Raw genomic sequence first — 21,258 nt, 5'->3', positions numbered from 1 at the left:
CTGCTAGCCCCGGCCCGGCCGCAGCACCACCTCGTGGACGTGCCCGTCGCGCGGAGTGGCCACTGCGTGAGCGACCGCCGCCGCGACAGTTTCGGGTCGCAAGAAGTTGGCGGCGTCATACTCACCGCCCTCGAACGCGACGAGGTCGCGCTGCATCTCGGTGTCGGTGCGGCCCGGAAATATCGTGGTGACTCGCAGGCCCGGCTCGTCGGCGCGCAGCGAGTCGGCGAAGGCGCGCAATGCGAATTTGCTGGCCGAATAGGACGCCATCCTCGGTGCAACCGTACGTCCCGCCCCGGAGTTGATGAACACCACCTGACCACGGGCGCTGCGCAGGGCGGGCAACAGCTCCAGCGTAAGGGCCACCGCCCCAAAGACATTCACGCTGAAGGTGGCACGCCATTCGTCGACATGAGACTCGGCGACCCGGCCCGGAACGAACACCCCCGCGTTGTGTACCAGCACGTCGAGCTCGTCGACGATTTCGCAGCTGGCCTCGATCTCGTCGATGTCGGTCAAGTCCAGTGGGAAGGTGGTGGCGCCGAGTCGCTGCGCGACGGCGTCGAGCCGGGCCGACGGACGACCGGCCAGCAGCAGCGTGTGCGTCGGGGCCAGCGCCGTGGCGATGGCGGAGCCGATACCGCCGCCGGCACCGGTGATGAGAGCGGTTGGCATGGCGCTCAGTCTACGGACATCGCCAATGCTGTTGGAAAAGAGGTACTTTCACGCACGCTTGCGTGCGGGCGATTCTCCTCCGGCGGGGCCCGATGTCGGCTCGCCCGAGGCCAGGCGCTCCAGTGAGGCCAGCGCACTGGTCAGCATGTTCAGGTCGGCCTCGGGGAGTTGGCTGAGCATCGCCGCGAGGGCCGCGTGCCGGTTGGCCAACGACTCGGCATGGACCGCGCGGCCGCGCGGCGTGATATCGACAAGCACCGCCCGCAGGTCGGACGGGTCGCGAGAGCGCTTCACCAATCCGATCTTCTCCAGCCGGCGGATGGCCACGGTCGTGGTAGGGGTCCGCACCCGTTCGTGCGCGGCCAGATCCGTCATCCGGATCGGTCCTTGATCGAGCAGGGTGACCAGGATCGACAACTGCGCCAAGGTCAATTCGCCCGCGACTACTCCGCTGGGGTCACCGCGGCGCAGTATCGAAAACAGCTTGGACAGCGCGCGGTGCAAGCCTTCCGCAAGCTCCGTCACCTCGGCTGCGGTGGATTCGCTGTCCGCCATAAGTCGGCAGTCTAACCCGATATCGGTGGCGTACAAGGTAGCTACGACGACTATTTTTAGCCCGTCAAAGCACTTGGGACAGGAATCGCTGCAGCCGCTCGGTCTTGGCCGCTTCGAATATCTGCTCTGGTGGCCCGGATTCCACGACCTTGCCCTGGTCCATGAACACCACGGTGTCCGACGTCGAGCGGGCGAAACCCATTTCGTGCGTGACCACAATCATCGTCATACCGTCGGCCCCGAGGTCGGCGATGAGCTGTAGAGCTCCCTTGACCATCTCCGGATCCAGCGCGGACGTCGCCTCGTCGAAGAACATCACCTGCGGCGCCATCGCCAGCGCGCGGGCGATCGCAACGCGTTGCTGCTGGCCGCCGGAGAGCATGCCGGGGCGGGCACCGGCCTTGTGCTTCAGGCCAACTCGCTCCAGCTGGGTAAGCGCGAGTTCTTTGGCCGCGTCCGTGGACAGGCCGCGCAACTTGCGCGGGCCCAGCGCCACGTTCTTGAGGATGCTCAGATGCGGGAACAGGTAGTAATGCTGGAACACCATGCCGATGCGCTGGCGGAGTTCGTCGGGATCGTCGTCCAGCACCGACTTCCCGTCGAGCAGGATGTCGCCTTTGTCGGGTTCGTGAAGACGATTGAGGGCGCGCAGCAGCGTCGACTTGCCCGAGCCGGACGGTCCGATCACGGCTACCGTCGTACCCGCGGGGGCTTCGAACGTGACGCCGCGCAGCACCTTCGTGCCACCGAGGGTTTTGTGAATGTCCCTGGCTTCCAGGGAGACTGACGCCCGGCCCGCGGTGTCGTCGGTCATATCATGCCCTGGCCGACGGTGGAGGTGAACATCGCCGAAGGTTCATCGGAATCGTCGGCAGAGCTGCCGCTGCGCAGCCGTGTGTCGATGTAGTTCACCAAATGTGTTAACGGAACAGTCAACAACAGGTAGAAGAGGCCGGCGGCCACCAGCGGCGACAAGTTGCCGGTCTGCGCGTTGAGGTCCCGCCCCACCTGGAACAGCTCGCGTTGCTGGGCGACCAGGCCCAGGAAGTACACCAGCGCGGAGCCCTTCAACAACGCGATGGCCTGATTGACCAGTGCGGGCAATACGCGCCGGATGCCCTGCGGCACCACCACCAGCCGCATCGCGGCCGGATAACTGAATCCCAGTGCGCGCGAGGCTTCCAGCTGGCCGGAGTCGATGCTCTGGATTCCGGAGCGCAGAATCTCGCCGATGTAGGCGGCGGCCATCAACCCCAGTGCGGCGATGCCCAACGGGTAGGGATCGTTGTTGGTCAGCCCGCCCACGAGCGGCCCGATGCCCATCCCGATGATGAGGATGATCACCACTTCGGGAAGGCCACGGAAGATATCGGTATAGACCCGCGCCGGCCAGCGCAGCCACCAGGAATTGGACATGCTCGCCATGGCCAGCACCATGCCGAGCACCAGCCCGATGACCAGGGCGCTGTTGGTCAGGATCAACGTGTTGGGCAGTCCCGTCTCGAGCAGAATGGGGATGGCCTGCTTGTAGAGATCCCAGTCCAAGAATTGGTCGCGCAATTGCGCGAGAGTGGATTTCGGCGTGACCGGGCCCGCGGGCTTGTGCAGGCTCGCAGCGATCGCGGCGAAGTCCGGCAGGTGTGGTGTCGGGGCGGCTTTCGATCCGGGTTTCCAGCCCGGTGGCAGCGGTCGCGGGACCCACTCGGAATACAGCTGCGCCCAGGTGCCGTCGGCGATCACGGCGTCCAGCCCGGCGTTGAGCGCATTGATCAGCGGCAAATTCTCGTTGGCCACCGGATAGGCGACGAAGTGACCCGGCGTGAAGGCGTTCGCAACCACCATCGCGGGATCGCCCGGCTTCATCAGATTCGATGCCAGCGCGGCCGGCGCCACCCAGGCATCGATCTGGTGTGTCTTGAGGCTGCCGTAGACGGTGGCGAAGCCGGGGTACTTGACCGGTTGCAGACGCAGCGTGTCGACGACGTAGTGCTCTTCGACGGTGCCCTGGACGACACCGATTCGCTGCCCCTCGGCCAGATCGCTGAAGCTCTTGATCGGTGATCCGGGCGGCACCACGAGCGCGTAGTAGCCGAAGTCGTAGCCGTTGGTAAACCCGACGGTGCGACGCCGCGCGGCGGTGGCTTGTACCGAGGCCGAACCGACATCGAAGCGCCGGGATGCTACCTGGGCCAGCAGAGCGGAGAAATCCGTACTGACAAAGCGGATTTGCAGGCCGATCTTTTTCGCGATCGCGCGCAGCAGTTGATTGTCGAAACCGGTGAATACGCCTGTCGAATCGACGCAGACCGATGGCGGCGCATCCGACAGGGTGCCGACGGTCAGAACGCCCGGCGCACTCAAGCCCAGCGCGCCGGGATCTATCGCATTGAGCGATTCGACCGTCGCGGTCGTGTTGCCTTCGTCGCGACCGACGCCGCCCTCGACGGTGGTGAGGTCCTTGGGCAACGGTCGCGCGCTACCCACCCCGCCCGGCGCGCACTGATTCCTGTCGGCGAACGCGGGTCCGGCCAGCACCAGGCCGCACACGATCAAAATCGTGGCGGCTAGTCCGAACAGCTTGGCTCCGCGCTTCGCGCGCGGGCCTTCGCACGAGTTCATCACCGTCACCGTATCGACCGGGTGGCAACTCGTCACGGCGAGAGCCGATTTAGACCGCCATCGACGTCTGTGTGCAGATGGCCTCGGACCCCGCCAGTATCGGAAGCGGGTCGGAATCAACCTGGCGGGCGTCGTCAGGTGCCGCAAAAACCCTGCGCCGGAACAGTTCGGCCAACATGGTCTGCGCCATCAGGTAGGCGCGGCCGACGCACGCCGCCCGCGCGGCATCCGGGTCGAGCCGGTGGATTGCCGACGTTTCGTCCTCGTAGTAGGGCAGCACGTCGTCGCGATTGTTCTGGTAGCTCATCCAGAACGCGCGGGGGATGAGGTCCTGCGAGGCGCGGATGGTGGCGTGCAGTCGTGGCCCGGCGTACTCGTCGTTGACGGTGCGCCGGTATTCCGCGGCGAGTCCGGCGAAGACCCGGGAATCCTTCGCGGTGCGCAGCGCGCGCATCAGCGCGTCGAGCTGCCCGAGGATCCGCGGCGTGGGGTTGCGTGCGGCGCGCGCCGAGGCGATGCCGTTGAGCATGCCGTCAAGCTCGTAATGCTCGAGCACGCTGGCTTCGTCGAACCGTTCGACGAACGCGCCCCGGTGATAGCGGGTCGACACGACGCCGTCGTGCTCGAGTTGGATCAGGGCCTCTTGGATCGGGACGCGACTCACGCCCAAGCCGACTGCGATCTCGTTGCGGTCGACCCGGTCGCCGCTGCGCAGCTTCCCCGTCAGAACCAGGTTGAGGATGTGGTTGACAACGTGGTCCTTCTCTTTGACCCCATATTTCTTCGGCATGAGTCTCTTTCACGTCTGTTCAGCTCCGCACCAGCGATCAGCGGTGGAAAGTTTCTCATGTATTTGCGGATTCGTTAAGGTATTTGCCGGATGAATTGACGGCGAACCCGAAGTGACGGCCTATCGGCTGTCGCGCCAGCGGCACAATGCCTCGGCCGCGCTGAGGTCGTAATCGGGCCCGTTGACACCGACCGTCAGCAGCGTCACCCCCAACGCGGTAAGTCCCTCGGCGTTGGCGATCAACCCGGCGATGCCCTCGCCGCGGCGAACTCCGCTGTTGTCCTCGACACCGGCCGACCTCTCGATGGTGGACGGGTCGCGCCCGACGGCGGCGCAATGTTCATCCAGCACGGCCGCCGCCGCGGGGTAGGTGTCGACGGTGGTGAAGCCGTGCCAGATATCGCCGTACTCGGCAACCAGCCGCAAGGTCTTTCGCGGACCCTTGCCGCCGATCAGGATCGGGATGTCGCGGGTCGGTGCGGGGTTCAGCTTGGCCAGCCGCGCCGTGATCCGGGGGAATGCCGCGGCCAGGTCGTCGAGGCGGGTGCCCGCGGTGCCGAATTCGTAGCCGTACTCGTCGTAGTCCTTTTCTTTCCAACCGGATCCGATGCCCAGGATCAGCCGGCCCTCGGAAATGTGATCGACGGTGCGCGCCATATCGGCCAGTAACTCCGGATTGCGATACGAGTTGCATGTCACCAGCGCGCCGAACTCAATGCGCGAAGTCTGTTCGGCCCAGGCCGCCAGCACGGTCCAGCATTCGAAATGCGCGCCGTCGGGATCACCATAGAGCGGAAAGAAATGGTCCCAGGTGAATGCGACGTCGACCCCGATGTCCTCGCAGCGGCGCACCGCGTCGCGGATGTGGCGGTACTCAGGGGCGTGCTGAGGCTGCAGTTGGACACCGATGCGAACGGGATGGGTCATGCCTCCACCGTAGGAGCCTCAGACTCTCAGCGTGCGCCCAGCACCCCGGTCAACAGCTCGATCAGCGCGCGGGGCTGATCGCTTTGCACCGAATGCCCCGAGTTCTCGACGACGTATGCCTGCCGGAAATGCGTTGCGCGCTTGGTGAGTTCGGCCGCATCCTCGTCGGTGACGAACGGCGACGAACCGCCGCGCACCAGGGTGACGGGTGCGGTCAACGCGTCGACGTCATTCCACAAATCACCGAAGTCGGGGACTTTGCGGATGCTGTCGTAGCGCCATGCCCAGTTGCCGTTCTCGAGCCGGCGCGAATTGTGGAACACGCCCCGGCGCAGTGCCTTGACTTCGCGGTGCGGTGCCGCGGCGACGGTCGCGTCGAGCATGGCCTGGAAGCTGGGGAACTCACGTTCGCCCTGCACCAGCGCGACGGTGCCCTGTTGCTCGGTGGTCATCTCGGCGTAGCGATGCAACGCCGACGGGGTGACGTCGACGAGGACGAGTTCGCGGACCAGTTCCGGTGCGATCGCGCCGACCCGGATTCCGGTCAGCCCGCCCAGCGACATGCCAACCACGAGATCGGCATTGGGTGCGAAGTCGCGCAGCACCGGCGCGACGGCGTCGGCATTGTGCTGCGGGGAGTAGTCGCCGTCTTCGCGCCAGCCGGAATGGCCATGGCCGGGCAGGTCCACGGCAAGTGCCGGAACACCGAGGCCGACGATGACGGTGTCCCAGGTGTGGGCGTTCTGCCCGCCACCGTGCAGAAAGACGACCCGTGGGGGAGTGCCGCCGCCCCAGCGCAGCGTGCTGACTTTGCCGTTCGGTGTATCAACCTCGATCCGCTCCACGTCGGGCAGCGGACCCGCGACACCGGCCTGCTCGGCGTTCTCGGACAGTAGCGAGAATTCGGACAGCCCGGCCAGTTCGTCTTCGGAGATCTCGGTCACGATCTTTGACACTAGAGGACATAACGGCGGCGAATGCCGCGGAATCGCTCCCACATCGCGGCGCTGCGCTCGGCGGCGCTGACCATGACGGTGTCCGGCGGGAGCACGCGCGCGATGTCGTCGTGTTTGACGACTCGAGTGTCCAGCACGGCGGGTTCGCCGTCGAGCATGTGGCGGTAGGTCAGGTTCCCGCGCTCGAAGCCCTGGGTGTCCAGCCAGTTGTGGACATTCGGATCACGATGCGCCATGACCAGCCGGATGCGGCCGTCGCCGTCGGTTTTGGTGCGGCTCGGCGTGTAGCTCACCGGGCGGTAGAGGTAGTCCATGCTGTTGAAGAAGACACCCATGTTGGTGAACATCCACAGCCCGGCGTGGGCGTCGAATTCGACGATCAGCGCTTCGTCGGGTGCCAGCTCCCAGTACATGTTGGCGGCGGCGCGGCCGCGCTTGCTGTCCGCGTCGGTCGTGCCGACGCGCGCAAACGTGTTGGGGTGCGCGGCGTCGACGCCGCCGTAGCTGAACGGAAACTCAGGCCAGTCCGACATCAGGCCGGTGACGAAATCGCCGGCCCATTGCATCGCCTCGACCATGATCGCGGGGCTGGGCAGCGGTTTGGGCTCGGACATGTCGATGCGCTCGATCCGCATTTGCGCCGGCAGCTCGTCCCAGCGGTCGAATCCCTGGCGGATGAACAGCTTTCGCGATTGTTCGGTGGTCGGCAGCCAGTTGGGGCCGCGCTCCGTGCCGCCGATGTAGATCTCGAATTCGCCGTCGTCGCCGACGCCGAGTTGACGGCCGAACAGGTTGGCCTCCGGTGTGTCACCGAACGGCTCGTGCAGCACGCCGGGCCCGGGAACCCGCGCACCCTGCACGGTGACGTTGAAAAACCTTGCGGTGCCACGATTTCCGCACAGCCGGTAGGTGGATTGCCCGTCGATCCAGACCTGCTGGTAGGTGAAGTCCCCGCAATCCCCGCCGAGCTTGCGGGTCGGGCCGCAGAACGTGTGCAGTACGGGGTAGCCGGTGTCGCGGGTCTCGAGCGACAGATCGAAGGCCTGGCCCAGGTTCTGGGTCAGGAAGCGGAACGCGTCCACCCGCTGCGCGCCCGACGCGGCGTTGGCGTCTTTGAAGACCTGGTCGCCCGCGCGTTGCAGCCGCGCGCAGAACCCGGTCCACGCCGAGCGCAGCTCCGCGTCGTCCGCACCATCGCCGAAAGCCATTGTCACGCACCCAATCTGTCCAGCATCGACCCAACGACCGCGCAGGCGCGCCGGGCGGATTCCAGACGACCCTCCTGCTCGATTCGGGGCCCGATCAGTTCCAGGTCGAACCCATGCGGGTAGCCGTTCGCCAGCGCGTTGGCGACGAATCCTTCGATCGGAATCGTGCCGTCGCCGGGAACCGCCCGGCCGGGCAGCGCGCGATCGCCGAGTACGTAGTCGCTGAGCTGGATGAGCTCGGTTCTCGGCAGGGCCCGCCGCACCATCGCCTCGAAATCGCCTTCCGCCCAGCAGTGGAACACGTCGATGCAGACGCCGAGCCCGCTCATCTCGGCCAGCGTAACGGTGTCGCGCAGGGTATGGGCGATGTGCAGGTCGGCGTACAGGCTGGAGGCATTCTCGACGGCCAACGCGACGCCGGCCTGCCGGGCGTGCGCGACGCAGGGGGCGATCATCGCGGCGAACCGGTCGGCGGCCTGGTTCCAGGTGAGGGTGTCCCGGCCGCCGGTGAGCAGGTAGACCATCCGCGCCCCGACTCCGGCCGCGGCGTCGATCACCGGCAGCAGCGCATCCCGCGCGGCTTGCGGGTCAGCGGTCAGCCGGCCGCCGGCGAACAGGTGATAGACCGCCTCCACGGTATAAGCACTGTGCTGCAACAGCTTTGGAAAATCTGAATCGAGCATCTGGCTGTCCAGGATGCTCAACCGGGATACGCCCAGCGTTGCCCAGTGCGTCTCCAGCTCGGCCAACGCGGCACCGTAGAACGTGACGTTGTGCACGGACAGGCGCTGGTGGGACGGCATCTCGTCAGCCCCGGTTTTCGATCGCGACGCCGAATCGCTCGCGGAAGGGCCGGAATTCCGCGTGCAAATCGTCGAGGTTTTCGCCGATGTCCACCAACAGCTGCGTGGAGTAGCGGAACTTGCCGTAGCGGTCGCCGCGATTGTTGGCCAGATAGTCGCGCATCGCGGATTCGGCTTCGGGGGTGACCTCCCGGCCGCTGAACCGGTAATAGCGCCGCACGGTTTCCACCTGATCGGCGATGAAATCGGTATAGCGGACGTGCAGGATGCGCGGATCGTCGACCATGGGGTTGCTCATCGTGTTGGCGACACCGGCGCGGGTCAACTCCAGATGCACTTTCGCCAGCGCGTGCAGGTCGACCGGACCGACCATGCCCTCGGCGATATCGGCCATCATCATGGTGCGCGACGCCGCGACCTGCACCGGGTCCCGGTGCAGCCACACCAGGGTGGCGTCGGGGTAGGCCGCGAACATCTCCTGCAGCCGGAAGCCGTGAAAACCCTTCAGCACCCAGTATTTTCGCGGACGTTTGTACTGCAGCTGTTGCAGCATCGCCTTGTGCAGCCGGTACTGCGCGGCCGGATCGGTGGCCAGGCCGCCGACTAGTGACTGCATCGGCACCCGCCACCACGCCGTCGGTGTCATCACCCGGAAGTCGAACGCCCAGGTGCGTTCGTCCTCGGGCAAGCCGTCGCCCAACATGTCGTTGTAGGGGTGGCTGTGCAGCCATTTGGGCATCTTCGCGTTGATCTCGCGCCAGTCCGCATCGGCCCGGTCGCGGCGGGAGTCGTCCGGCGCGGCCAACCCCGGCGGCGGTGACGGGTACATCACCTCCCAGAAACGCAGCGCCCGCGCGCGCGGATCGACGGACATCAGTGCGTGCATCAGCGTTGTCCCCGAACGGGGTTCGCCGGTCACGAACATCGGCGCCTCGATCACTTCGTCACCGATCGGGTAGCGATTGCGGTCCTCGATGAATTCCAGCCGTGATGTCAGCAACCAGTGGCACACCCGCGCCGCTTCACGGGTGCCGTCGGCGTCCATGCCGAGGTTGTTCAGATGGTCTGCGGCGACGGCGAGCCGCTCCGGCAACGTGGGGTCGCCGTAGTCGTGCAACCCGGTTTCGGCCTGCGCCCGGCGCAGCAACTCGGCGGCATCCAGTTGAGCGGTCACGAAAGATCTCCGCACAGCTGCATCAGTTCGTCCTCTGCCGCAAGGACATTCGTAGCTGAAGTCGCCGCGTAGGCCAGGCCGGCCATGGCGCCGTAGTCGAGGATCTTGGGTACCCGCAACCCGGCATCGACATAGGTTTTGATGATCTTCGCAACGTCTCGGGGTGTGCCGTGCGGCACGACCGCAAGCAGCATCTCGGGCTCGACGTTGTCCAGGAACGCCAGGATCCGGTCGCGGGTGAGCACCGCGGGGTCGATGTCCTGGAACCCGCGCCAAGCCGGGCCCATCGGGTGTTCAAACCCGAAGCCCCGCAATGTCTCTGCCGAAACCTGCAGCAGGAACGCCTTGACCAGCGGCGCCCGCAGGATCTCGGCCAGCGCGTCCTCGCTCGCGCCGATCAGACACACCTGCATGAAGCCCGGCGTGATCGCCCGCGGATCGCGGCCCGCGCGCTCGGCGGATGCCCTTACCGCCGAAAGCATCTCGGCGTAGTGCTCGGGGGTCCAGGCCCCCGCGGGCCACCATCCGTCGGCGTGGCGGCCGGCGATATCGAGCATGCGCGGGCCGCTGGCGCCGATCCAGATCTGCGGGAACCGTCCTTGATAAGGCTCGGCGTCCAAGCGCGCGTGGTGCAGCGTGTAGAAGTGCCCCTCGAAGTCGACCGGGCGGTCGCTCTCCCAGAGCAGCCGGATCACGGTCAGCGCCTCCTCGAAACGGCTGACCGGTCGCGAGAAGTCGAAGCCGTACGGCAGCGTGTTCTCGCTCTCGCCACTGCCCAGGCCGAGAATGAATCGTCCCTTGGCGAGATGGTCGATGGTCAGCGCGGTCTGGGCGAGCAGCGACGGGTGGCGTCGCACGGTGTCGACGACCGCGCTCACCAGTGGAACCCGTTCGGTCAGCACGGCGGCGGCGGCCGCTACCGACAGGCCGTCGAGATGGCGATGCGGCGACGGTGACACGGTGGCGAGGTCGGTGAATTCGGGCGTCCAGATCGAGTCCGGCCAAAAGCTGACCATGTGATCCGGCAGCCAGATCGAGTGGTAGCGCCCGCCGTCGAGCTCGGCGAGGCGGGACATGTCGAGGGGCAGTGTCGTGCGCAGGAACGCGGCGGGCTGGACTTTCATCCGTGACTGGGCCTGACTCGTCGGTGGAGGGGTACTCCGCGTAATGCTAAGCGACTGCACAGCACGCGTGTCATCGAGTGTGCAGTCCCGGGCTTGAGTGTGCGGCCAGGGTGCGAAACGCCGGGGTATTTCAGCCGTCAGCGCACGCCCCGAAGTCGCGCGCACACCCGACACAAAAAAAGAGTGTGCGAACTGCCCGGTGCATCCGGTTCGGCAGCACGCCGCGCGGCGGCGCGCTCGTTCGAACTAACCCTCGATGATGAACTCTTCGAGCTGCGCGCGGGCGATGTCGTCCGGCAGCTGCTTCGGCGGGCTCTTCATCAGGTAGGCCGACGCCGGCACGACGGGTCCGCCGATGCCACGGTCCTTGGCGATCTTGGCCGCCCGCACCGCGTCGATGATGACGCCCGCCGAGTTCGGCGAGTCCCACACCTCGAGCTTGTACTCCAGGTTCAGCGGCACGTCACCGAACGCCCGGCCTTCCAGCCGCACGTAGGCCCACTTGCGGTCGTCGAGCCAGCCCACGTGATCGGACGGGCCGATGTGCACGTCCTTGGTCTTGAACTCGCGCTGCAGGTTGGAGGTCACGGCCTGCGTCTTGGAGATCTTCTTGGACTCCAGCCGCTCACGCTCGAGCATGTTGAGGAAGTCCATGTTGCCGCCGACGTTGAGCTGCATGGTGCGGTCCAACTGCACACCGCGGTCCTCGAACAGCTTGGCCATCACGCGGTGCGTGATGGTGGCGCCGACCTGGCTCTTGATGTCGTCACCGACGATCGGGACACCGGCGTCGGTGAACTTCTTGGCCCAGACCGGGTCGGAGGCGATGAACACCGGCAGCGCGTTGACGAACGCCACACCGGCGTCGATCGCGCACTGCGCGTAGAACTTGTCGGCCTCCTCGGAGCCCACCGGCAGGTAGGACACCAGCACGTCGACGTTGTTCTCCTTGAGCACCTGGACCACGTCGACGGCCTCGGTGTCGGAGATCTCGATGGTCTCGGCGTAGTACTTGCCGATGCCGTCGAGTGTCGGGCCGCGCTGCACCGTCACATTGGTGGGCGGCACGTCGGCGATCTTGATCGTGTTGTTCTCCGACGCGAAGATCGCCTCCGAGAGGTCGAAGCCGACCTTCTTGGCGTCCACGTCGAACGCCGCCACGAACTTCACGTCGCGGACGTGGTACTGGCCGAACTTCACGTGCATCAGGCCGGGAACGGTGCTGTTCTCGTCGGCGTCGCAGTAGTACTGCACGCCCTGAACCAGCGAGGACGCGCAGTTACCGACGCCGACAATGGCGACACGTACCTCGGACGCCTGGGCGTCTGGCGCCCGGAACGGCTTGTGCTGACTCATAGGGCGTTCTCCTAACCTCAATTACCTATGTCTCGAATGCCTTGGGTGGCTATGTCGGCTCGGTCAGCCCGGGTGCCGCGCGCTCGGCGGCGATGAGCTCGTTGAGCCACTTGACCTCGCGCTCGCTGGACTCGAGGCCGAGTTGGTGGAGCTGACGCGTGTAGCGATCGAGCGAGTTGCTCGCCCGTGCGACGGCTTCACGCAGACCTTCGCGGCGTTCCTCGACCTGACGGCGGCGACCCTCGAGGATCCGCATCCGGGCTTCCGCGGGGGTGCGGTTGAAGAACGCCAGGTGCACCCCGAAGCCGTCGTCGGTGTAGTTGTGCGGCCCGGTGTCGGCCACCAACTCACCGAATCGCTGACGACCCTTGTCGGTCAGCTCGTACACCCGCCGGGCCCGCCGGACAGGAGTACCGGCCGGCGCGGCGTTCTCCGCGATCAACCCGTCCGCCTGCATACGGCGCAGCGCCGGATAGAGCGAACCGTACGAAAACGCACGGAACGCGCCGAGCAGTCCGGTCAGCCGCTTGCGCAGCTCATAGCCATGCATCGGCGATTCGATCAGGAGTCCGAGGATGGCAAGCTCCAGCATCGAGTCACCTCCTTTGCATAGCTGGTTACGTCCGACCGACGCGTCGCGCAATAGTATCGCCTCGATATATTTGCCACAACACTACCTGGTGTTGGCATGCGGGCAAACAGCTGAAATCGCGCCCTGGGTGCACACTCAAAGCCGTGAGCGCGCGCTCGAAGCCCGGGTGCCGATTCAGCTGGACGGGTAGTTCACCCGCTTGGGAGTGCCGTCACCGGCGAAATCGATCGAACCGCTGCCGTACTCCCCGGACACGTACACCGACAGGGTCAGCGTTCCGGGGGCGGTCGGGTCCTTGGCGGGCTCGATGATCAGGTACGTCGACTTGACCTCGGACGGCTTGATGCCCAGCGTCTCGGGGGCTCCGCGCAACACGCCGACCGCCGCCTTGACGTCGAACTTGCCCAGGTCGGCCGCGACGGACTTGGCATCGGTCTTGGGGGAGGCGGTCGGGTCGTCCCAGCCGCCGCGGTAGTCGTAGTCCAGCACCCGGCGGTCGTCGGCGGGGTCCGGGCGATAGAAGCTGGCATAGGTGGGGTAGACGAGCAGCCGGTAACCGATGGTGTCGCCGAATTTCTTCCGGGCCTGCTCGAGCAACCCGGTGAGTCCGCCCAACGAATGCAGTTGCTTGGGCGGAGTCAGCACCACGGCCGCGACGCCGTCCGGCTTGGCGCCCGGGTCGCTGGTGAAGTCCAGCGGTGAGCTGGTGTTCCCGTACAGCCCCCAGCCGAGGCCCATGCCGAACAAAACCGACACCACTAGGGCGGCGATCGCGATGCCTCGCGCGCGAACCGCCGGCGCCGCCTTCGACTTTGCCGCACGCAGCCGCGTCGGGGTGCTGCCCTGCAGATCCGACACCAGTAGCTTGAGGTCGCCCAGCGTCACGGCATTGGTGGCCCTGCTGACGCGCTCGCGGTGTTCCTCGCCGGACAGCTCGCCGTCGGCGAACGCGTTGTCCAGCACCGCACAGGTCTCTTGCCGGTCGGTGTCCTTGGCGCGCGTCGCGGTGGTCACTCCGCCGCCGAGTGGTGCGCCCAGCCATTTCGCCATGGGGATGATCGTAGAAGTCACCCGTTGTTACCGCGGCGCGGCGGTGCCGACAGCCTCGGTTGCGTATCGGCGGTGCCGAGGGAGACGTACTCTGGTCAACGTGCGACTGCAGCGACAAGTGGTGGATTACGCGCTTCGGCGTCGCTCGCTGCTGGCCGAGGTCTACTCGGGCCGCACGGGCGTGACCGAGGTCTGCGATGCGAACCCCTATTTGCTGCGCGCCGCAAAATTTCACGGCAAAACCAGCCAGGTGATGTGCCCGATCTGCCGAAAGGAACAGCTCACGCTCGTGTCGTGGGTGTTCGGCGATCACCTGGGCGCGGTATCGGGTTCGGCCCGCACCGCAGAGGAGCTGATCCTGCTGGCGATGAAGTTCACCGAGTTCTCGGTTCACGTGGTCGAGGTGTGCCGAACCTGCAGCTGGAATCACCTAGTCAAGTCGTATGTGCTCGGCGCGGAACGCCCGCCCAAGGGAACCCGCGGCCCGCGGACGGCACGCAACGGCGCCCGCACGGCCATTGAATAACGAAGGGCGCCACGATCAGTCGCCCGATGACCCGAGCGGGTCCGCGACTGAGCGTATGAGCAAGGAACCCCACGCCGAACGTCCGGACGATTCCGATCGCCCGGCGCAGCGTGCCGACGGCGGGACCCGTCGCCGCGTTCCGCCCGACGACCGGCAGACGACGATCCTGCCTCCGGTCGTCGACGAGCGGTCTACTCGGCGGTCCGACCCCATCGACGAGGTCAGGGCCGCCCTGGACGGTCCCGGATCGAGGCCCGCGCCCCGCGACGCGATCGAGGAGGTGAAGGCCGCGCTCGACGGACGGTCGTCCGCCCCGCCGCGGCGCGACCGCCCGCTCTCGGGTCGCCCACCCGAAGGCCCGCCGCCGCCACCTCCACCGCGACGGCCCGGCGGGACCGGCGGACCCGATGCGCCGAACCACCGGGCTGCTGGGCCGAATTGGGTCGAGCAGATCAACTGGCGGTGGGTGCGGCGCGCGGCCTACCTGTCCGCGGCGGTCCTGGTGCTGTTGCCGATCGTCACCTTCGCGATGGCGTACTTCATCGTCGACATTCCCAAGCCGGGCAATATCCGCACCAACCAGGTCTCGACCATCCTGGCCACCGACGGCTCGGAGATCGCGAAAATCGTTCCACCCGAAGGCAACCGGGTCGACATCAACATCAACCAAGTGCCGGTGCACGTTCGTCAGGCCGTCATCGCGGCCGAAGACCGCAACTTTTATTCGAACCCCGGGTTCGACTTCACCGGCTTCGCACGGGCGGTGGAGAACAACCTGTTCGGCAACGGCGATCTGCAGGGCGGGTCGACGATCACGCAGCAATACGTGAAAAACGCGCTCGTCGGCTCCGCGCAGCACGGGTTCGCCGGCCTGCTGCGTAAGGCCAAGGAACTCGTCATCGCCACCAAGATGTCGGGGGAGTGGTCCAAAGACGAAGTGCTGCAGGCCTACCTGAACATCATTTACTTCGGGCGCGGCGCCTACGGGATCTCAGCGGCGTCCAAGGCCTACTTCGACAAGCCCACCGACCAGCTGACCGTTTCCGAGGGCGCGCTGTTGGCGGCGCTGATTCGCCGGCCCTCCTCGCTGGACCCGGCCGTGGATCCCAAGGGTGCCGAGGCCCGGTGGAACTGGGTGCTGGACGGCATGGTGGAAACCAAGGCCCTGTCGGCGAGCGATCGTGCGGCACAGCAGTTTCCACAAACCGTGCCACCCGATCAGGCCCGTGCGCAGAACCAGACCACCGGCCCCAATGGCCTGATCGAACGTCAGGTCACCAAAGAGCTGATGGAGCTGTTCAACATCGACGAGCAGACCCTGAACACTCAGGGCCTGCAGGTCACCACCACGATCGACCCGAAGGCCCAGCAGGCCGCGGAGAAGGCCGTCTCGAAATACCTTGACGGACAAGACCCCGACATGCGCTCGGCCGTGGTGTCCATCGACCCGCACACCGGCGCCATCCGCGCCTACTACGGTGGCTCGGATGCCAACGGCTTCGACTTCGCGCAGGCCGGGCTGCAGACCGGATCGTCGTTCAAGGTGTTCGCGTTGGTGGCCGCCCTGCAGCAGGGCATCGGGTTGGGCTACCAGGTCGACAGCTCGCCGCTCACCGTCGACGGCATCAAGATCACCAACGTCGACGGCGAAAATTGCGGCACCTGCAATATCGCCGAGGCGCTCAAGATGTCGCTGAACACGGCCTACTACCGGCTGATGCTCAAACTCAAGAACGGACCGCAGGCCGTCGCCGACGCCGCATTCGCGGCCGGCGTCGCCAAGAGTTTCCCCGGCGTCGCGCACACCCTGTCCGAGGACGGCAAGGGCGGACCGCCCAACAACGGAATTGTGCTGGGCCAGTACCAAACTCGGCCGGTCGACATGGCCTCCGCATATGCCACCCTGGCCGCTTCCGGTGTATACCACCCGCCGCACCTGGTGCAAAAGGTCGTCAACGCCGAGGGCCAGGTGCTTTTCGACGCCGGCAACTCGGACAAGGGCGCCGACCAACGCATCGACAAGGCGGTCGCCGACAACACCACCGCCGCCATGCAACCGATCGCCGCCTATTCGCGGGGCCACGCCCTATCGGGCGGCCGGGCCTCGGCGGCCAAGACGGGCACGGTGCAGCTGGGCGACACCCAGGCCAACAAGGACGCGTGGATGGTCGGATACACCCCGTCCCTGTCGACGGCGGTGTGGGTGGGAACCGTTGCGGACAATGTGCCGCTGGTAACCGCTTCGGGTGCAGAGGTTTACGGTTCGGGGCTGCCGTCGGATATCTGGAAGTCGACGATGGACGGTGCGCTGAAGGGCACCCCCAACGAGACCTTCCCCAAGCCGACCGAGATCGGTGGCTATGCGGGGGTACCCGCGCCGCCTCCGCCGCCTCCGCCGCAAGTGACCGTCATCCAGCCCACGATCGAGGTGGCTCCGGGCATCACGATCCCGGTGGGCCCGCCGACGACGATCACGGGGGCGCCGCCCCCGCCACCGGGACAGGCACCGCCGCCGGAACCGGCCGCCCCGCCATTCGGACAACCGCCGCCGTGACCGGCGCTCAGCAGGAGAGCGCCACCATTTCCCCGCGGCCGCTGGCCGAGGATCTGCGGAGCGCGGACAACCGCGATTGCCCCAGCCGCACAGACTCTTTGGGTGCCGCATTCGCCGACGCGATCGGCGGGCCGGTGGGCCGGCACGCGCTGATCGGCCGCGCCCGGCTGATGACGCCGCTGCGGGTGATGTTCGTGATCGCCCTGGTCTTCCTGGCACTGGGCTGGTCGACTAAGGCGGCGTGCCTGCAGAGCAGCGGTACGGGAGCCGGGGATCAGCGCGTCGCCAACTGGGACAACCAGCGCGCCTACTACGAGTTGTGCTATTCGGACACGGTGCCGCTGTACGGCGCGGAGTTGTTGAACAAGGGCATGTTTCCGTACAAGTCCAGCTGGATCGAAACCGACTCCACCGGTGCGCCGCAAACCAGTTACGACGGCAAGCCCGCGGTGCGCTACATGGAATATCCGGTACTGACCGGGCTCTACCAGTACGCGTCGATGGCGTTGGCCAAGACCTACACCGCGCTGAGCAAGCTGGCACCCCTTCCGGTGATCGCCGAAGTGGTGGTGTTCTTCGACATCGCCGCGTTCGGGCTGGCACTGGCCTGGCTGGCGACCGTGTGGGCCACCTCGGGTCTGTCCGGCCGGCGCATCTGGGACGCGGCGCTGGTCGCCGCCTCGCCGCTGCTGATCTTTCAGATATTCACCAATTTCGATGCGCTGGCAACGGGATTCGCGATGGCCGGGCTACTGGCCTGGGCGCGACGCAAACCGGTGCTCGCCGGTGTGCTGATCGGATTGGGCGCGGCCGCCAAGATGTATCCACTGTTATTCCTGGGACCAATGCTGGTGCTGGCCATCCGAACCGGGCGCTACCGTGCGCTGGCGCGCACCGCCGGCGTCGTCGCGGTGACCTGGCTGCTGGTCAATCTGCCGGTGCTGGTGAAGTATCCGCGGGGCTGGTCGGAGTTCTTCCGGCTCAACACCCGGCGCGGCGACGACATGGACTCGCTGTACAACGTGGTGAAGTCTTTCACCGGATGGCGGGGTTTCGATCCGAAGCTGGGTTTCTGGGAGCCGCCCACGGTGCTCAACGCGGTGGTCGCGGTGTCGTTCATAGTGTGCTGTGCGGCAATCACTTACATCGCGCTCACCGCCCCGCAGCGGCCGCGGGTGCCGCAGCTGTTGTTTCTCGTCGTCGCCGCATTCCTGTTGACCAACAAAGTGTGGAGCCCGCAGTTCTCGTTGTGGTTGGTGCCGCTTGCGGTGCTGGCGTTGCCGCAGCGACGGGTCTTGCTGACGTGGATGACGATCGACGCGCTGGTGTGGGTGCCGCGGATGTACTACCTGTACGGCAACCCGAATCGCTCGCTGCCGGAGCAGTTTTTCACCACGACGGTATTGCTGCGCGACATCGCCGTCGCGGCGTTGTGCGCGTTGGTGATTCGTCAGATCTACCGGCCCGACGAAGATCTGGTGCGCTGGAACGGTCGCGTGGACGATCCGGCCGGGGGACCGTTCGACCGCGCCCCCGACGCCCCGCCCGGTTGGTTGCCGGACCGGCTGCGTCCCGCCCGGGCGCGACGAGCGGTCGCATCCGAGCCTTTGCTCGACACCGAAATGGCTGGCACTCAAGGACAAACATGACTCTGGTCGCAATCCCGTTGTTTTCGCGCTTCACCGCACTCGACGCCGTCGGGCCCTACGAAGTGCTGCAACGCATTCCGTCGATCGACGTGACGTTCGTCGGGCACCAACGCGGCGAGGTGCGCACGGAGAACGGCATGCTCGGCGTGGCCTGCGACGCCAGCTTCGACGAAATCAGTGCGCCCGACGTGGTGGTGGTGCCCGGAGGCATCGGAACCCGCAAGCTGATTCACGACGAACCGATCCGCGACTGGCTGAGGGCGGTACACCCGACCACCACCTTCACCACCTCGGTATGCACGGGCGCGCTGCTGCTGGCCGCCGCGGGATTGCTCGACGGGCTCACCGCGACCACGCATTGGCGCGCCGCCGATCTGCTCAACGAGTTGGGCGCGCGCTACGTCCCCGACCGGGTCGTCGAGCACCTGCCGCAGCACATCATCACCGCAGCGGGGGTGTCCAGCGGCATCGACATGGCGCTGCGGCTGACCGAGCTTCTCGTCGACCGCGAGGCCGCGCAGGCCGCACAGTTGCTGATCGAATACGACCCGCAGCCGCCTTTCGACTCCGGCGCGCTCGCCAAGGCCGACGAGTCGACGCGGGCCCGGGCGAGGGAATACACGCAGCTGCGCGGGTAGATGCCCGGTTGGGATCGGGCACCGATCTTTCGGGGCGCGCTGACGCGGCCGACAACAGCGTTGCCGTCGATCTCCAACCAGGGCAAGACAACAGAGCTCTGCCGTCCACTTTTGCGCCCAGTGGTCGTCAATAACAGGGGATGGTTGTATGGGATCGCACCCAGCCTCGCGTAAATATGGGACATCGGTGAATACCCAAGCCAGCGAACCGCGTTTACTTCCAACGCCTTTCCGGGCTGACTCACCATGAATCGAATCAAGCGATCTTGTCCCGACATAAGTAGCTCCTTTTTTGCGTGCTTGATGATCGGTGTGCTCACGGGCTGATCTGGGCGATAAGCGGCTCCGTCTTGCCAGCCATTACCGCCCCCACGCAGCGGTCGATGACCGGAACTCGCGCAACACCGAGCACGGCTCGACGCGCCCATAGACCGGAGCGCGACCTCGGTACCAGCCAACGCGCACCGGACGCGCCTCTGCTTCTTCAGCACGACCGGACGAAGCGCGCGTTCATATTCCGCAAAGGCTCGCTCGAATGGGACTGCAGCACAAAGCATTTCAGCCAATATATCGGCGCCTGCGATACCCAGGGATGCACCCATCCCGGCCATCAACGACACCGCATAGCCCGAATCGCCGACCAAAGCGACCCTGCCATTGGCGCGTGAGGTCTTCGCTGACTTGAATTGGCTGGTTGCTCGGGAGCAACCTGGCAAGATACTTGCCAGGAGCGTGTGCAAGTGGGGCTGTACTGGGACGTCGCCTTACTAGGCGCAGGGAAGCGCCTCGTTGAGCGGACAGGACCGTGCAGGCGCGTTCGACCAGACCTACCCCTCCACCATGCGTACGCTGCTGACACGTCCTGGCAGCGTCAATATCGCTGGGGCGGCGCCACTTTCGACGCTCAAGATTGAACTCAACAAAGCCGTGTAGGCCAAAGATCACGGCTAGCTATGCCATCGGCGTAGCATTCGTAAATTGGATGGCTCAGCGCATGAAGATACATTCCATAACTGACAACATTACGAACGCTAGAATGCCTGGTCGGCCTGGTCGATCACGGCTCGGTGAGCGCTGCGGCCGCGTCGCTGCACATGTCGCAGCCGGCGCTCTCACACCAAATCTCCTCCCTGGAAAAAGAGATAGGCGCAGCTGTAGTAGAACGATTATGGCGGGGTGTTCGAGTCACCGCCGCCGGACGCGCGACCGCCAAAGAGGCCCGCGTGGCTCTGCGTGCCGCAGATCAGGCAGTCGATCTGGGACGACGCGTCGGACGCGCGGGTGCGGGCTGCATACGCATTGCCTGCGTCGAGACCATGACCACTTGGCTGCTGCTTCCCGTGCTGCGCCGGTGGCGATCCAGACGTCCGGACGTTCAGCTCAATTTGTCGGAATTCACCAGCGCCGATGCCATGATCGAGGTGATTGAAAGCGGACGCAGCGACCTTGCCATCGGTCCACGACCCAGCCGCACCGACGCGCACGTCGAGGTCTTCGGCAAGGAAGACGTCGTCGTGGTGGCCGCGGCCGGGCACTCGTTCGCGGGGCTGGCCTCGGTGCCATTCGACGCGCTCGCGGCTGAACCCTTCGTTCACTACGACCCAGCCAACGGGCTAGCGATCTGGGTGGATGAGTTAGCCGCCCAGCATCAGGTCGTGCTCAGCCCGGTGCTGCGTACCCGTAGCCCACGCACCGCGGCCCAGCTGGCGGCTGCGGGTATGGGGATCACGATCGTGCCAGTCTCGGCGTTGTCAGCGCGCCCGGCCGGTACGGTCCGCCGGCTGAGGCCGACGGTGAAGCGCGACGTCGTCGCCATCGTCCCCGCGCCATCCGACACATTGGTGCGGCAATTTGTCGCGGACATCCACTCCCGAGGTCTGCCAATCTGGGGCGGTCCAACGTAGGGCCGGGCGTCCCGAATACAGACGAGCGAAGACCAGTTGGCCGATAACCCGACATTGGCGCTCGTGCGGTCGAGTGACGCGACTCCACTACCGGAGTTCGCCCTCTGGTAACCATCCGGTCCCCTCGACAGCACCGTCCCACAGAACCATCTGGGCAT

The 21,258-nt window shown here is 66.1% G+C and carries 20 protein-coding genes; 6 read left to right on the top strand and 14 right to left on the bottom strand.

Going from position 1 to position 21,258, the window contains the following annotated elements:
* Positions 1–3: 3 nt before the first annotated feature.
* The 14 genes from G6N55_RS17230 to G6N55_RS17165 form a co-directional block, all read right to left on the bottom strand.
* Entirely contained in the window at positions 4–675 is a 672-nt protein-coding gene (locus G6N55_RS17230) for an SDR family oxidoreductase (RefSeq protein WP_085222165.1), read from the bottom strand.
* 48 nt (positions 676–723) lie between these two features.
* Positions 724–1,230 (bottom strand): MarR family winged helix-turn-helix transcriptional regulator, encoded by a 507-nt coding sequence (locus G6N55_RS17225; protein ID WP_085222166.1) that lies wholly within the window; start codon positions 1,228–1,230, stop codon positions 724–726.
* Between the two features lie 64 nt (positions 1,231–1,294).
* Entirely contained in the window at positions 1,295–2,044 is a 750-nt protein-coding gene (locus G6N55_RS17220; protein WP_085222167.1) for an amino acid ABC transporter ATP-binding protein, read from the bottom strand.
* Positions 2,041–3,849 carry an ABC transporter substrate-binding protein/permease gene (locus tag G6N55_RS17215; RefSeq protein WP_085222955.1) on the bottom strand — a complete coding sequence of 603 codons (1,809 nt, stop codon included), beginning with the start codon at positions 3,847–3,849 and terminating at the stop codon, positions 2,041–2,043. Before G6N55_RS17215 ends, G6N55_RS17220 begins: the two co-directional genes overlap by 4 nt.
* Before the next feature lie 49 nt (positions 3,850–3,898).
* Positions 3,899–4,639, bottom strand: a complete 741-nt coding sequence (locus G6N55_RS17210) for a GntR family transcriptional regulator (protein ID WP_085222168.1) — start codon at positions 4,637–4,639, stop codon at positions 3,899–3,901.
* Positions 4,640–4,759: 120 nt separating this feature from the next.
* Positions 4,760–5,566 carry an LLM class F420-dependent oxidoreductase gene (locus G6N55_RS17205; RefSeq protein WP_085222169.1) on the bottom strand — a complete coding sequence of 269 codons (807 nt, stop codon included), beginning with the start codon at positions 5,564–5,566 and terminating at the stop codon, positions 4,760–4,762.
* A 26-nt stretch (positions 5,567–5,592) separates the two neighbouring features.
* Positions 5,593–6,510 (bottom strand): alpha/beta fold hydrolase, encoded by a 918-nt coding sequence (locus G6N55_RS17200; protein WP_085222956.1) that lies wholly within the window; start codon positions 6,508–6,510, stop codon positions 5,593–5,595.
* A gap of 11 nt (positions 6,511–6,521) precedes the next feature.
* Positions 6,522–7,730 carry a DUF1214 domain-containing protein gene (locus G6N55_RS17195; protein ID WP_085222170.1) on the bottom strand — a complete coding sequence of 403 codons (1,209 nt, stop codon included), beginning with the start codon at positions 7,728–7,730 and terminating at the stop codon, positions 6,522–6,524.
* 2 nt (positions 7,731–7,732) lie between these two features.
* Entirely contained in the window at positions 7,733–8,533 is an 801-nt protein-coding gene (locus tag G6N55_RS17190) for a sugar phosphate isomerase/epimerase family protein (RefSeq protein WP_085222171.1), read from the bottom strand.
* 4 nt (positions 8,534–8,537) lie between these two features.
* Entirely contained in the window at positions 8,538–9,707 is a 1,170-nt protein-coding gene (locus G6N55_RS17185) for a sulfotransferase family protein (RefSeq protein ID WP_085222172.1), read from the bottom strand.
* Positions 9,704–10,831, bottom strand: a complete 1,128-nt coding sequence (locus G6N55_RS17180; RefSeq protein WP_085222173.1) for an LLM class flavin-dependent oxidoreductase — start codon at positions 10,829–10,831, stop codon at positions 9,704–9,706. Before G6N55_RS17180 ends, G6N55_RS17185 begins: the two co-directional genes overlap by 4 nt.
* Positions 10,832–11,077: 246 nt before the next feature.
* The gene (locus G6N55_RS17175; protein WP_085222174.1) at positions 11,078–12,187 is read right to left on the bottom strand and encodes an inositol-3-phosphate synthase; all 1,110 of its coding nucleotides are present in this window, start codon (positions 12,185–12,187) and stop codon (positions 11,078–11,080) included.
* Between the two features lie 49 nt (positions 12,188–12,236).
* Entirely contained in the window at positions 12,237–12,779 is a 543-nt protein-coding gene (locus G6N55_RS17170) for a PadR family transcriptional regulator (RefSeq protein ID WP_085222175.1), read from the bottom strand.
* A gap of 174 nt (positions 12,780–12,953) precedes the next feature.
* Positions 12,954–13,829 carry a DUF1707 SHOCT-like domain-containing protein gene (locus tag G6N55_RS17165; protein ID WP_085222176.1) on the bottom strand — a complete coding sequence of 292 codons (876 nt, stop codon included), beginning with the start codon at positions 13,827–13,829 and terminating at the stop codon, positions 12,954–12,956.
* 100 nt (positions 13,830–13,929) lie between these two features.
* Here G6N55_RS17165 and G6N55_RS17160 point away from each other — a divergent pair, with 100 nt between their 5' ends.
* The 6 genes from G6N55_RS17160 to G6N55_RS17135 all read left to right on the top strand — a co-directional run bounded on the left by G6N55_RS17160 (position 13,930) and on the right by G6N55_RS17135 (position 21,100).
* Entirely contained in the window at positions 13,930–14,355 is a 426-nt protein-coding gene (locus G6N55_RS17160; RefSeq protein ID WP_085222177.1) for a DUF5318 domain-containing protein, read from the top strand.
* Positions 14,348–16,909, top strand: a complete 2,562-nt coding sequence (locus G6N55_RS17155) for a transglycosylase domain-containing protein (RefSeq protein ID WP_372517587.1) — start codon at positions 14,348–14,350, stop codon at positions 16,907–16,909. Before G6N55_RS17160 ends, G6N55_RS17155 begins: the two co-directional genes overlap by 8 nt.
* Entirely contained in the window at positions 16,906–18,558 is a 1,653-nt protein-coding gene (locus tag G6N55_RS17150; RefSeq protein WP_085222179.1) for a glycosyltransferase family 87 protein, read from the top strand. Before G6N55_RS17155 ends, G6N55_RS17150 begins: the two co-directional genes overlap by 4 nt.
* A complete protein-coding gene (locus G6N55_RS17145; RefSeq protein WP_085222180.1) occupies positions 18,555–19,196 on the top strand; it encodes a DJ-1/PfpI family protein in 642 nt (213 codons plus the stop codon). Before G6N55_RS17150 ends, G6N55_RS17145 begins: the two co-directional genes overlap by 4 nt.
* A 789-nt stretch (positions 19,197–19,985) precedes the next feature.
* On the top strand, positions 19,986–20,129 hold the full coding sequence (locus G6N55_RS17140) for a hypothetical protein (RefSeq protein WP_163667377.1): 144 nt from the start codon (positions 19,986–19,988) through the stop codon (positions 20,127–20,129).
* A gap of 80 nt (positions 20,130–20,209) precedes the next feature.
* A complete protein-coding gene (locus tag G6N55_RS17135; protein ID WP_085222181.1) occupies positions 20,210–21,100 on the top strand; it encodes a LysR family transcriptional regulator in 891 nt (296 codons plus the stop codon).
* Positions 21,101–21,258: the final 158 nt, after the last annotated feature.

The organism is Mycobacterium florentinum, assembly GCF_010730355.1.
In the GTDB taxonomy this organism is placed as follows: Bacteria; Actinomycetota; Actinomycetes; order Mycobacteriales; family Mycobacteriaceae; genus Mycobacterium; species Mycobacterium florentinum.
This window is presented reverse-complemented; position numbering and strand designations above follow the sequence as displayed.